We start from the raw sequence: 13,602 nt of genomic DNA on the forward strand, positions 1-13,602 counted from the left end.
GGAGCCGAATGTAAGGAGCATAACGGTACGGTGTCCGGTTTACATGAATTACAGTCTGAGATTTCTGATATTTAACATGATAAAACAATAATAAAAAATTTTACTTCAATGGGAAGAGCATTTGAGTATCGTAAAGCATCCAAACTAAAGAGATGGGGACACATGGCAAAGACGTTTACACGCCTTGGCAAGCAGATTGCCATAGCTGTAAAAGCCGGCGGTCCGGAACCCGAGAACAATCCGGCGCTGCGTTCTGTCATAGCAACTTGTAAGCGTGAAAACATGCCGAAGGATAACATCGAGCGTGCAATAAAGAACGCCATGGGCAAAGATCAGAGCGATTATAAGGAAGTTACCTACGAAGGATACGGATCTCATGGCATTGCAGTGTTTGTAGACACGCTGACCGACAACACGACACGTACGGTGGGAGATGTCCGTTCAGTATTCAACAAGTTTAACGGTACGCTTGGAACAACAGGTTCATTGGCCTATCTTTTTGACCATAAATGTGTTTTCACATTTAAGAAAAAGGACGGAACCGACATGGATGACCTTGTGCTGGAGCTTATCGACCTTAACGTAGAGGATGAGTTTGACGAGGACACTGAAGAGGGAACGATAACCATTTACGGCGATCCGAAGAGTTATTCGCAGATACAACATTTTCTCGAAGAGCAGGGATTTGAGGATATAGGCGGTGAATTTACATATATTCCCAATGACTTGAAGGATGTTGATGCAGAGGTTCGTGCCGTGATAGACAAAATGGTTGAGCGCCTTGAGGAGTTCGACGACGTGCAGAACGTATATACAAACATGAAGCCGGAGGAATAACCCAAGGAGGTAATTGATAATTTATAATTGATAATTGATAATTCATAATTTATGATCTGTCGATGTACGAAATCTTGGCATGATTACCATTATCAATTGTAAATTATCAATTATTGATTATTGTCGTTTATAACGATTTGTCAACGTTTAACTACTTGATAAATATTATCCCACCATCAATTATAAATTATAAATTATTAATTATCAATTAAAAAAAGTGAAGCACATAACGTATATACCTGTAGGTACTTGCAGCAAGAGGATAGACATAGACATCGATGAAAACGGAATTATACATGATGTAAGTTTCGTCGGTGGATGCAATGGAAATCTTAAAGGAATATGTTCTTTGGTACGCGGAATGAAGCCGGAGGATGTGAAAAAACGTCTTGACGGCATATTGTGCGGTTCAAAAGGGACAAGCTGCCCGGACCAGTTGTGCCGTGCTTTGGAGCAGAAAGGTTTGTAGACAACAGACTGACCAAGTGGTGTATACGGTGTTAAGAATATAGATATATGAGAATATAAGGTCAGAAAAGTATGCCTTATTTATTCCCATATATCAGTTTTTATATTTCTCAATATCACTTCTTTTTATAATCTTCCGGTCTTATTGTTATCTCTGCAAGAACCTTTCCCTTGTTTTTGGTTGAATGATATATATACGAAAAATTAAATCCGGCGTCTTTGTATGCCCTCAATGAGGGCGAATCCTGTACTGCCTTTTTCAGTTCTCCGTGCATTTGGTATGTGTTAATTACAGTAGTATCCAACTTCCCAGTTAACGAATAGAAGTAACTCACTGTCTGTGTGGACTTTTCAAATACAACACTGTCATTTATTACACCTTCGGAAACAGGTGCGGGACAGTTCTTTCTTGTAAATTCTGATGTCTCTCTTGCAGCTCTTTCCTCAATGCTTTCATGACATGAGCATAGTGCAAAGAGTGACAGAACAATGATATAAAGATTTTTCATAACCATAAAATCAGTCCTGCAAAATTAATCAATCTATGTATAAAACAAAATAAAAAGCCCGTTTTTTTGAAATGTTCCATTAAAAAGCCAATGCACAATATGAGAAAATGGCATATTTTTTGTATATTGTGACTCACAAAATCGGCTTTGCCATCACGAACCGGACTAAAGTCAGACCTTCGCTATTTTGTTTTATCGAATATTATTCGTATATTTGCAAATCAAAAGCTTTATTTCTAATGAACCATATAAGGAACTTTTGTATAATAGCCCATATAGATCATGGAAAATCTACTATAGCAGACCGTCTTCTTGAATATACAAAGACGATAAAGATAGTAGAGGGACAGATGCTTGATGATATGGATCTCGAACGTGAACGTGGCATAACAATAAAGAGTCATGCCATACAAATGGAATATGAACTGGACGGTGAGCACTATATACTTAACCTCATTGATACTCCGGGGCATGTGGATTTTTCATACGAAGTATCGAGAAGCATTGCTGCATGCGAAGGTGCCATACTGGTAGTGGATGCTACACAGGGAGTACAGGCACAGACCATCAGCAACCTGTATATGGCAATAGAGCAGGATCTGGAAATAATTCCTGTGATAAACAAGATAGATATGCCTTCTGCCATGCCGGATGAGGTGGAAGATGAGATAGTGGAACTTATCGGTTGTAACCGCAATGACATACTTCGGGCTTCGGGAAAGACAGGTGAAGGTGTAGAGGATATACTGCGTGCAGTGGTTGAACGCGTGCCGCATCCGCAAGGAAATCCTGATGCACCGTTACAGGCTCTGATTTTCGATTCGGTCTTCAATCCGTTCCGTGGCATCATTGCCTATTTCAAGATTGAAAATGGAACAATACGAAAAGGGGACAAAGTGAAGTTCTTCAATACGGGTATGGAATATACAGCCGATGAAGTTGGAGTTCTTAAAATGGATATGATTGCACGGAATGAGCTGCGGACCGGAGATGTAGGATATATCATCAGTGGAATAAAAGACAGCAAAGACGTGAAAGTTGGAGATACAATCACACATATATCACGTCCTTGCGAAAGGGCTATTTCCGGATTTCAAGAGGTAAAGCCCATGGTCTTTGCCGGTGTTTATCCCATTGATCCTTCCGATTATGAGAATTTGAGAGCCTCGTTGGAGAAACTACAGCTCAATGATGCCGCACTTACATTCTCACCGGAGTCGTCTGTTGCATTGGGATTTGGCTTCCGGTGTGGTTTCCTGGGGCTTCTGCACATGGAGATAGTACAGGAGCGTCTTGACCGTGAGTTCAATATGGATGTAATAACGACCGTTCCCAATGTATCATATATGGTATATGACAAGCAGGGAGGTGTAAAAGAAGTACATAATCCGTCGGGATTGCCGGATACGACGATGATAGACCACATCGAAGAGCCGTATATAAAAGCGTCGATTATCACAGATTCGAACTTTATAGGTCCGATAATGAAACTGTGTCTTGACAAGCGTGGCGAGCTGATAAAACAGGAATACATCAGCGGCAACCGTGTTGAACTGCACTTCATGATACCCCTTGGCGAAATCGTAATAGACTTTTACGACAAGCTTAAGAGTATCTCCAAAGGATATGCATCGTTCGACTATCATATAGACAGCTATCAGCCGTCAAAACTTGCAAAGCTCGACATATTGTTGAACGGTGAGCCTGTGGATGCGTTGTCTACACTTACGCATCAGGACAATGCCGTTGCTTTTGGCAGAAGGATGTGTGAAAAACTGAAGGAACTGATACCGCGTCAGCAGTTTGATATAGCCATACAGGCAGCTATAGGGGCTAAGATTGTAGCTCGTGAGACAGTGAAATGTGTAAGAAAAGATGTCACGGCAAAGTGTTATGGCGGTGATGTAAGCCGTAAGCGTAAGCTTTTGGAAAAGCAAAAGAAAGGAAAGAAAAGAATGAAACAGATTGGAAATGTTGAAGTTCCACAGAAAGCTTTCCTTGCAGTACTTAAACTAGATTAAAACAGACAATATTAAAGGAGGAAAGTGAAATGAAAGAACCGGTTAGCACTACACGTGACATTGCCCGTGAGCTTGCACGCAGATTCAGTACGATGACCCATGAAGAGCTTGACATACTGGAAAGCGTTCTTGTTCCGATGAGGTTTGCCAAAGGAGAGATGATACTTCGTGAGGGGGAAGTATGCCGCAACATATATTATATTGAAAAAGGACTTGTGCGGCAGTTCTACTTCAAGAAAGACAAGGACATCACGGAACATATGGCTGTTGAGGGAAGCATTGTGATGTGCATAGAAAGCCTGTTCAAAGAGGAACCAACACTGTTGCAGATAAAAGCAATAGAGCCGGCAATTGTCTACGCCCTGCCGAAGGCTAAGCTTGAACAAGTGGCGCTTCACAATGTGAATATCCAAATTCTTTACAGAAAGATTTTGGAAGAGTCTCTCATACAATCACAGATACATGCAGACATGGTGCGATTTGAAACGGCAAAAGACCGGTATCTGCGTCTGTACAAAATGTCTCCCAAACTGATATTACGTGCACCGTTGGTATATATTGCAAGCTATCTGCAAATGACCCCCGAGACGCTGAGTCGTGTGCGTGCCACCACAATACTGGAATAACCGAAATGGATTGAACGGCATAGTTTCTTATAAATCAGATTATAAAATGAAGTGCATCTGCCGGTAATAGTTATAAAGACAAATAAGGAGACTGTTTACAGTCTCCTTATTTGTTTTACGCCCTTGATTGTATTCAGTTTCTTTATAAGCTTTTCAAGTCGGTTTATATCTTCCACGCTTATCACAATGTTACCGCTGAACAAGCCGTCCGAACTGTCGACGTTGATGCTGCGTATCATGATCTTCTCCTCCTTTGATATGATGCTCGTGATATTGTTAAGTATGCCTATGTTGTCGTTACCGACAACTTTCAATATCGTAGTATATTGTGAAACACCCTTTCCGCTCCAGCGTGCCTTGACTATACGATATCCGAAACGCTTGTGAAGTTCGTGTGAATTGGGACAAGAAACCTTGTGTATCTTTATACCACCGTTTACGGTGACAAAACCGAATATATCATCACCATATACGGGATGACAACATTTTGCCAAAGAATATTCCAATCCCTTCATGTTACGGTCTATCATCAGTACATCCTCATGTCCGCCAGCCTTGTCTGAAATCGGAGCCTCGTAACTGAAACTTTCTGCACTGCGCACATTCTGTGCCTGCGTACCGCTGTCATTGCTTTGTATTTTCAGATAAGTGTCTATGACATGATTCATGTCCAGTGTCTCATCTGCAATCTGTTTGTAGAAATCTTTTGTTTCTTTGAAGCCGAGTTTTTTTATAAGATGAGACATTGTTGCTTCAGAGAGTTCGATCTTACGGTTTTTCATTCTTCTCTCAAGCATCTCTTTTGCATAAAGACCGTCTTTTATCTGTGTCTCTTTCAATGCCTGTCTTATCTTTGCTTTTGCACGGCTTGTCTTTACTATGTTTATCCAGTCTTGTTTTGGAGTCTGGTTGTTTGCTGTTATGATGTCTATTTGGTCGCCACTCTTAAGGACATATCTGAGGGTTACTATTTTACCGTTAATCTTTGCCCCTACACAACAGTTCCCTACATTGGAGTGAATGTGATAGGCAAAGTCGAGAACAGTTGCTCCTTTGGGAAATCTTATGAGATCTCCCTTAGGGGTGAATACAAATATCTCGTCCTCATAAAGATCCATTTTAAACCTGTCCATGACCTGCATGTCGTCCTTACTCTCCAAAGCCAACCTTATGCTGTTAAGCCAGTCATCCTGTCCGGCATCACCTTTAATCCCTTTATAACGCCAGTGTGCCGCCAGTCCGCGTTCTGCCACGTCGTCCATACGCTCCGTTCTGATCTGCACTTCCACCCATTTTCCTTCAGGACCGTTGACGGTAATGTGCAGACTCTCGTAGCCATTGGACTTCGGAACAGTAAGCCAGTCGCGCATACGTTTATGATTGGGCACATACATGTTGGTTATCAAGGCAAAGACTTGCCAACACTGCATCTTCTCCTGTTCGAGCGGAGCATCCAGTATTATACGTATGGCGAAGAGGTCGAAAATGCCTTCAAAGTTGCATTTCTGTTTTTTCATCTTCTGCCATATACTGTGTATACTCTTCGTCCTGCCCTTCATGTGGAACTTAAGTCCTGCGTCGGTAAGTTTTTTCTCAATCGGAGCAATGAACTTCTGTATGTATTGGTCGCGGCTTTTCTTTGTTTCATTCAACTTGTTTTTTATCATATAATAAGCGTCATGCTCCAGATACTTAAGGCTAAGGTCTTCAAGCTCGCTCTTAAGTTTATATAGTCCAAGCTTATGTGCTAAGGGTGCATACAAATAACTTGCTTCCTCGCTGACCTTGAATTTTGCATCAAGGTTCTCGGTGTCGCGTATCTGTCTCATAAGATTTACACGATCTGCAATCATTATAAGAATAACGCGCATGTCTTCTGCAAAGGAAAGCAGCAGGTTCCTGAAATTCTCGCTCTCGATAACAGGATTTTTCTTATACAGCTCTTGTATCTTTACAAGTCCCTTTATTATGCGTGACACATTCTCGCCAAACTCTTCTTTTATTCTCTCTATGGCGGAAATATTGTCCCTGACACCGGTGTAAAGAAGGATGGCGATGATGCCGTCGTGCTTAAGCCCGATCTCTTCGTGTGCAATGAGTGCAGTTCTGAAACTCGACAGTATGGGGTTCATTCCGAAAACGTCGCGCACGATTTCCTTATTGTCGGCAGCGGCTTTCAGACAGTTATATATCTTCTTTTCCTCTTCGTGTGTTACAGTTGGTATTATTGCACCACGCAATGTCTTCAATAAGTTTATGAGTTCGGTTCTTTCTTCCTTTGTAAACAACAAATTGCCTGCCATATAGCCGTTATTTAATTGATTTTATGCAACAAAGGTATGATTTTTTTTACTAAAAGATGTTTGTTTTAATAAAAACAGCTATATTTGTAACAGATTTAAACAAACCTTTTTATACTATAATACTTATGTTATCACCAAAAGATTTATCCCAAATTGCTCAAAAGGGAATAACAGAGGAGCAAATCAACACACAATTGGAAGAATTCAAGACCGGTTTTCCGTTTTTAAAACTTGAGGCAGCAGCAGGAATAGGGCAGGGTATCATCTCTCCCGACGACAACGGGCGCAACGCTTTCATAGATGCTTGGAAACAATATAAAGCAGACGGACACAAAATTGTAAAGTTTGTGCCGGCAAGTGGTGCGGCAAGCCGCATGTTCAAGGACATGTTCGCATTTCTTGATGCTCCATATAACGAACCGCAAACGGACTTTGAGAAAAAGTATTTCGACAATATTGAGAAGTTTGCATTTTACGACGCCTTGAACGATAAGTGCATTTCCAATAACGGAAAAGACATTAAAGCCCTAATAGGAGAAGGTAACTACAATGCTGTTGTGGCAAATATGCTTGGAAACAACGGACTTAACTATGGACAGTTGCCGAAGGGACTGCTTCTTTTCCACAGTTATAAGGATGGTGCACGCACTCCCATTGAGGAACATCTGGTAGAAGGAGCGTTGTATGCAGACAGCAAGGGAATGGCAAACATGCACTTTACCGTAAGTCCGGAGCACAGGGAACTGTTTGAAAAGAAAGTGTCGGAGAAGAAATCTGTATATGAAAAGAAGTATGGCATCAGCTACGACGTATCTTTCTCAGAACAGAAGCCGAGTACGGATACCGTTGCTGCCAATCCTGACAACACACCTTTCCGTAACGAAGACGGCTCTTTACTATTCCGTCCCGGCGGACATGGAGCGCTGATACAGAACTTAAACGATATAGATGCAGATGTCGTATTTATAAAGAACATTGACAATGTAGTGCCTGACAGCCTTAAGGAAGACACCGTAACATACAAGCAGCTTATAGCAGGTGTACTTGTAACACTGCAGAAGCAGGCATTTGAATATCTGAATCTGCTGGAAACAGGCTCATACAGTCATGAACAGCTGGAAAACATTATACGTTTTGTACAGCGCGACCTGTGTTGCCGCAAGCACGACATAAAGGAACTGGAAGATGCAGAGCTTGTTATCTATCTCAAACAGAAGCTTAACCGTCCGATGCGTGTATGTGGCGTTGTGAAGAATGTTGGTGAACCGGGTGGTGGTCCGTTCCTTACTTACAATCAGGACGGAACTGTAAGTCTGCAAATACTTGAAAGCAGTCAGATAGACAAGAGCAATACAGAGTATATGAAGATGTTTACAGAGGGTACACACTTCAATCCCGTAGACCTTGTTTGCGCTGTCAAAGACTATAAGGGCAATGCCTTTAACCTTCCCGACTTTGTAGACAAGACAACAGGCTTTATAAGTTCAAAAAGCAAAAACGGCAAGGAATTGAAAGCCCTCGAACTTCCCGGACTGTGGAACGGTGCCATGAGCAATTGGAATACGGTGTTTGTTGAAGTGCCTCTTTCCACTTTTAATCCTGTAAAGACCGTTAACGACCTTCTTCGTGAACAGCATCAGTAATCGCCGGTGTCATGCTTGGGCAAGCATGGCATAAGTGTTCAGATATAAAAAAGCCATGCTTCAGATATCGTAGTTCATGTCTTTCGATATCCGGAGCATGGCTTTTTATTCTAATTAGTAATATGTGAGTCCAAATACAATGCGTAAAAACAAGAAACCACATTCTTTGAATTCACGTTAATGATTAATATCATAGATAAATAGTACATATTGCCTGATAAAAGGAAAACAATCTAATGTTATGAAAACTATCACATTTTTAATTGTATTGTTTCTACAAATATTTTGCTTAAAGTCTATATATGCTCAAGGGGTATATGAGAAAGTGACTTCTGATGAACAAATTGGTGAAGGTGGAATTTTTATTATTGTTAGAATTGATGACAATGTATCAATGGGAAAGATTGAGCCAATTAATAAAGTAAGCGTTGGCAAAGGTATTAAAATAAACGTAAAAAATATGAATTTGCTTTCCCTTGAAAAGGTAAATACAGACGATTCTCCATTTGAAATTGAAATAATAAAAGACATGGAAAATGTAGAACTATTTTATATCAAAACAATACAAGGATATTTGTATTCAGATTCAGAAACAAGTACAGACATTGAGTATTCCACGGAATATAATAAAGCAAATAAATATAAGTGGAGTATCGAAATTGGAAAAACAGATAACAGATTTGTTAGAATCTCAAATAAATCAACAAAGCGCATTATAAATTACTCAACACAATCTTTCAGAGCTATGAGTAGTTCTACTAATGCTAACATACAATTATTCCGTAAAATATCTGTCGATAATCCAATAAAATTGCAAATAGGCGCAGCCAAATATTCCACATTATATTATAGTGACAAGAACCTTGTTGTTCCTGATGAAGTAGAAGCATATACATTCAATTGCAATAATGAAGGTTTGCAGATAGGCAAGACGTACAAGGCTATGGATATAATTCCCAAAGGAACGGCAGTTGTACTACACGGACAAGGAAGTTACGATTTTCTTGAAACTGTTGCTACAGGTGTTACAGACCCTGATAATGTATTGAATGGGACCGACAACAACGAAATCATATCTGATGATAATAATGATAACTACCTTTATTATATGCTTTCCCTTAATTCGTCAAACGATTTAAATTCCGTAGGCTTTTATTGGGGAACAGAAGAAGGCAGACCGTTTACAAATAATGCTCACAAGGCTTATCTGAAAATACCGAAATCTGATACATTGCAGGCAAAATCATCATTCTTATTTAGCGATATAGAAACAGAAACCACAGCTATCTCCCGTCCGATAGCCAACGATGTCACTGATACATACTACTACACAATTCAAGGTAATAAAATATCATGTCCTACCAATAAAGGCATATATATCCGTAATGGTAAGAAGTTTGTTATTAAATAGAAGTACAATTTATATGAAACGACAAATGAGAAACAAATATATTGCACCATCCATTCATATTATTGTACTGGATTCTGAGTTAAACTTCATGTCCGGCTCTTCTGCAACAGAGCCAAGCGACTTGATAACTCCCAATGATGAAGTTGGAAATGGCACGCAATTAAGCAGGTTTCATACACCTTTTGATGATGAGGAAGATGAAGAAGATGATGACTGGTAAGGAACTATTGGATACCACAAGACATTCAAAAACATTGCCCAAAGAAGGAATAAGAATTCGATAAACCACTCTGATGCAAGTCCAAATGCAATGCATCAAAATCTTCTTTGGTCATGATATAAAAACAGTTGTAGGTATGTACGCCTTTGCGCAGCAAAGGCGTACATACTTTAACGTGTATTCCACGAATGCTCACATTAATCATGAGCTAAAAGGTTATGACCAAGAAAGTTATATATATTGTAATTTATAAATTAAAACTTAGAAACAGTCCTGACATTCGTAATGTGAGTAGAGTTTATCATTTATTAAATGATTGGAGCTTGCTATCGATATTTCGAATAAATATCTTGTAACGTATCATAAAATCCCCAACCGAACCCCGATACGCTATCAATAAGTTTTTCTATACGTTCGTAATAAACGGATAATAGTCCGTTGAGAAAGATAAAGCGCATAGCCTTGTCGAAAATTCCCTCCAATGTTGTATAGAACTGTTTCCACATGTCACCAAATTCAAGTGTGTATTCGCATCCTTGTTCGATATAGAACAACATTAAATCGGCAACAAAGGTCGGCTCCGTTTTTAGTTTTTGAAAATCGGAAATGACTTTTCTGCATTGGGCAAACGATGGTTTTTCGGAAAATCCATGAGTTGGGAAGAACTCGTTTCGGATTATTTTCTTACACTTTTCCAATTCAGCATTGCAATCGGGAGCAAAATAAAATTCCAAATAATCTCTTGCCTCTTTACGCGCATCGTATAGATCAAGAACGATGTCGGTTATCTGTTCTTTAGAAAGTGATAACAGGTGTTTCTTTAGTTTTGCTTTCTACATAATTGATGAAATATTGATTATATGTTTGTATTCCGATTTAAACAATCCCTTACATTTCCAAATCTTGATTTTATTATCATGTCAGAACATATAATTGTTTGCTATTATACCATATTGTTAGAGTTATACATAGCCAATCCTTTAATCGTCAGCTTATATTTCTGATGAGGATGGCGAGGCTTGTCCGGGTAGAGCATAGAAACAAATCCCTCTTTAATGGCTGGATTAAGTGAGTATTCCATAAAATTTTCACGGTTCTTTAATCCTACAGCTACCATCATCTCTTTGACAGATAATCTGTTGTTAGCAATAGTCTTTATTAAGCGGATGATATTCTTATTATCTATCAGCAATGGATTATCTGAGCTTGTCGGGGTACTTGTCGGGGTAGTGACAATGTTTTCATGTGCATCAACTATCATGAAGCGATTTCTCAACTCATTGTTTTCTCCCAACAAGAGGTTATGAAAGAATCGTTCCAAATATACAGAATCTCTTTTGATCCCTTTTTGTATGTTTTGATAATTGGCTCTAACCAAAGCATTACGGAAATACCAAGAATGATTGGCGAAAAGGTCATTCTCAACATAGAATCCCATTGAGCGTAAATATTGGATAATGAACACTGCTGTTGTTCGGGTATAGCCTTCTCCAAACGGATGAATCTGCCACAACCCGGATACGAACTGAGTAATATGACTTACTATTTGGTTTATATCCAATCCTGTATAATCAAACGCCTTTTCTTGTTCAAGATCATACTCTATAGCTCTACGAATGTCGGGAGCAGATACATAAAATACGGTATCGCCACGAAGCACCCATTCTTTTTTGGTGATATTGTAATCTCTGATTTGTCCGGCAAACTGGAATACTCCATCAAATATCCGCCGATGAATAGCAGTCAATCCGGCTACAGTGAAAGCAAATGAACGCTCATTCAATAGTTTGGTTATATTGGCAGAAACTTTATCTGCTTCTTCTGTTTCGTTGTCCTTTTCAGTACGAATATCTTTTGAGTCATAATAACTCTTGATAAGTTGTTGTACTTCATCAAATAGTTATATCACCTTCAATATGCTTGCGAGCAGTTTCAATAAGATATTCGGAGGGCTTCAAGCCATCTACCGCCTGAAGTCCTATTGCCGTTTGCCACGCATAGCCTTTTTCACGCTTTTGCGGCTCGCCTTGTTGGATGTATTCGTCGAAGTTAATCATTTCAAATTGTTTGATTAATCAAAAATTTATTCGTCTAAGTTTACTATTAGATTTAAATCTAATTCTTTAGAAATTCTATTGATGAATTTTCCTTTCATTTGATTGTTACTGTGAGTAATCAGAAACCAACCGTTACCTAAATCTTTTTGGCTTTTACCATATTTTGCATCTTTCCGATTAGATAGAACGGGTACTTTGCAGAATTTCAGATTATGCAATTCTACTACTCTACGTACTTCTGCGACACCAATTCTCTTGACAACTTTAACAAAAGTATCAACGGCGTTTTTTTCTGCAATAATAGTTCCGTCAGGAAAAGTTACAGACAAGGCTTTGATTGGACCTCTTTCTATATTCTCGTTTGAACGAGATGTTTGTTTACGATGTGTTACTTCCGGAGCTAGTATCATTTCTTTGGCATCAGTCAGTTCGACTGCGAAATTACGTTTACGGCTAAGGTGAACACTCAAAGGTTGCCCCGGAACATAATCCACTACCAAAACAAGTTCTCGCTTCACTGGTTGTAAAGCGGGTTCAATGGTCTTGCTCAATACAGGAAGAATCTCTTTCTTGATGATATCTTCTTCCAGTTCATTAGCTTTCTTTTCAAGATCCTCATCAACAGGAAGCCCTTCTTTGCGGAGAGTTTCCATAGCTTCATATAATTTACTTAGTCGTGACATGTTACATTTTTTGTTACTAAATCCATAAAATCACTTTTGGCTTTATTGAGATTACGCCAATCAGATTCTAACTCATAAAATTCACATAATTCTTGATACAATTCATCTAATTTATTTCCATCGGTGATAGATGCTCCCTGTTTAACTACATTTAGGAATCCCATTTGCTCAAAAGAAATTTTGGGAAGAGTAAAGGGTAAAACCCTCTTGTTTTCCAAAGCCCAAGCGGCTCCAATCTCATTTTTGCAAACTTCGCTTTGGTTATAATTATCTGAAATGAAAAGAAGAATAAAATCACAATCTCTCATGTTTTCTACGATCTTTTCACGAAAATCATCTCCAGTCCTGATCGAGGAAGAATCTAAAGTGCAAAATATATCATTGTCCTTAAATCCACAACCAGCTTTCAATATCTCTTTCACAAATCCCTTGACGATAGTTTCGTCTAAATGAGAATGGCTGATAAATATTTTTCTTTTATTTCTTTTGCGTCAATATATTTATTCTTTAATATGTCTATTATTGCACATATTGCACCAAATTGATGTGGCAGCACACATTGACTATATGGATTTTTAATATTCTGCAACTCAATAATTAAACGTTGGAAGCATTCGGGCTCAGTATCTTTTATCTCTACTATTAGTTGGTTTACAACATTTATTAGAGTGTCTCTTCCTGGACATATTGAATTACACTGTATTCCTCTTGTTTGGTTTACTCTAATTGCGTTGGCGACATTATTGCATATGTCAGCCGCATTCTTTATTATTTCTTTATTCATGGGCTAATGTTTTAATATTATTTGAATTGACATACAAATG

General features: G+C 39.0%; 12 protein-coding genes and 2 pseudogenes. 7 read left to right on the top strand and 7 right to left on the bottom strand.

The genetic code is table 11. The features are described 5' to 3' along the window. The first annotated feature begins 108 nt into the window (after positions 1-108). Both HPS54_RS06900 and HPS54_RS06905 read left to right on the top strand, forming a co-directional pair. Complete coding sequence (locus tag HPS54_RS06900) at positions 109-837, top strand: YebC/PmpR family DNA-binding transcriptional regulator (protein WP_172344733.1); 729 nt, start codon at positions 109-111, stop codon at positions 835-837. Between the two features lie 217 nt (positions 838-1,054). Then, positions 1,055-1,306, top strand: a complete 252-nt coding sequence (locus HPS54_RS06905; protein WP_172344734.1) for a TIGR03905 family TSCPD domain-containing protein — start codon at positions 1,055-1,057, stop codon at positions 1,304-1,306. 115 nt (positions 1,307-1,421) lie between these two features. Here the strand turns inward: HPS54_RS06905 and HPS54_RS06910 are convergent, their stop codons facing one another. Then, positions 1,422-1,814, bottom strand: a complete 393-nt coding sequence (locus HPS54_RS06910) for a hypothetical protein (protein ID WP_172344735.1) — start codon at positions 1,812-1,814, stop codon at positions 1,422-1,424. A 239-nt stretch (positions 1,815-2,053) separates the two neighbouring features. Here HPS54_RS06910 and lepA point away from each other — a divergent pair, with 239 nt between their 5' ends. After that, positions 2,054-3,835 carry a translation elongation factor 4 gene (lepA, locus tag HPS54_RS06915; RefSeq protein ID WP_172344736.1) on the top strand — a complete coding sequence of 594 codons (1,782 nt, stop codon included), beginning with the start codon at positions 2,054-2,056 and terminating at the stop codon, positions 3,833-3,835. A gap of 29 nt (positions 3,836-3,864) precedes the next feature. Further along, positions 3,865-4,461 carry a Crp/Fnr family transcriptional regulator gene (locus HPS54_RS06920; protein WP_172344737.1) on the top strand — a complete coding sequence of 199 codons (597 nt, stop codon included), beginning with the start codon at positions 3,865-3,867 and terminating at the stop codon, positions 4,459-4,461. Between the two features lie 95 nt (positions 4,462-4,556). Here HPS54_RS06920 and HPS54_RS06925 read toward each other — a convergent pair whose 3' ends face one another. Beyond that, positions 4,557-6,764 (bottom strand): RelA/SpoT family protein, encoded by a 2,208-nt coding sequence (locus HPS54_RS06925; RefSeq protein WP_172344738.1) that lies wholly within the window; start codon positions 6,762-6,764, stop codon positions 4,557-4,559. A 125-nt stretch (positions 6,765-6,889) separates the two neighbouring features. Here HPS54_RS06925 and HPS54_RS06930 point away from each other — a divergent pair, with 125 nt between their 5' ends. From HPS54_RS06930 to HPS54_RS06940, 3 genes are all read left to right on the top strand, one after another. Then, a complete protein-coding gene (locus HPS54_RS06930) occupies positions 6,890-8,407 on the top strand; it encodes a DUF4301 family protein (RefSeq protein WP_172344739.1) in 1,518 nt (505 codons plus the stop codon). A gap of 241 nt (positions 8,408-8,648) precedes the next feature. Then, positions 8,649-9,818, top strand: coding sequence for a hypothetical protein (locus HPS54_RS06935; protein WP_172344740.1), 1,170 nt, complete (start codon positions 8,649-8,651; stop codon positions 9,816-9,818). A 25-nt stretch (positions 9,819-9,843) separates the two neighbouring features. Beyond that, positions 9,844-10,038, top strand: a complete 195-nt coding sequence (locus HPS54_RS06940) for a hypothetical protein (RefSeq protein ID WP_172344741.1) — start codon at positions 9,844-9,846, stop codon at positions 10,036-10,038. Between the two features lie 326 nt (positions 10,039-10,364). Here HPS54_RS06940 and HPS54_RS06945 read toward each other — a convergent pair. The 5 genes and pseudogenes from HPS54_RS06945 to HPS54_RS06965 all read right to left on the bottom strand — a co-directional run. After that, positions 10,365-10,871, bottom strand: a pseudogene (locus HPS54_RS06945) (DUF6155 family protein); the annotation flags it as partial. A 110-nt stretch (positions 10,872-10,981) separates the two neighbouring features. After that, positions 10,982-12,095, bottom strand: a pseudogene (locus tag HPS54_RS06950) (Fic family protein). A gap of 26 nt (positions 12,096-12,121) precedes the next feature. Continuing rightward, positions 12,122-12,778 carry a hypothetical protein gene (locus HPS54_RS06955; protein WP_172344742.1) on the bottom strand — a complete coding sequence of 219 codons (657 nt, stop codon included), beginning with the start codon at positions 12,776-12,778 and terminating at the stop codon, positions 12,122-12,124. After that, positions 12,766-13,200 carry a toll/interleukin-1 receptor domain-containing protein gene (locus HPS54_RS06960; RefSeq protein WP_287228896.1) on the bottom strand — a complete coding sequence of 145 codons (435 nt, stop codon included), beginning with the start codon at positions 13,198-13,200 and terminating at the stop codon, positions 12,766-12,768. Before HPS54_RS06960 ends, HPS54_RS06955 begins: the two co-directional genes overlap by 13 nt. A 23-nt stretch (positions 13,201-13,223) precedes the next feature. After that, positions 13,224-13,562 (bottom strand): hypothetical protein, encoded by a 339-nt coding sequence (locus HPS54_RS06965; RefSeq protein ID WP_172344743.1) that lies wholly within the window; start codon positions 13,560-13,562, stop codon positions 13,224-13,226. Positions 13,563-13,602 lie beyond the last annotated feature (40 nt).

Source organism: Xylanibacter caecicola (genome assembly GCF_013166515.1).
Taxonomy (GTDB): domain Bacteria; phylum Bacteroidota; class Bacteroidia; order Bacteroidales; family Bacteroidaceae; genus Prevotella; species Prevotella caecicola.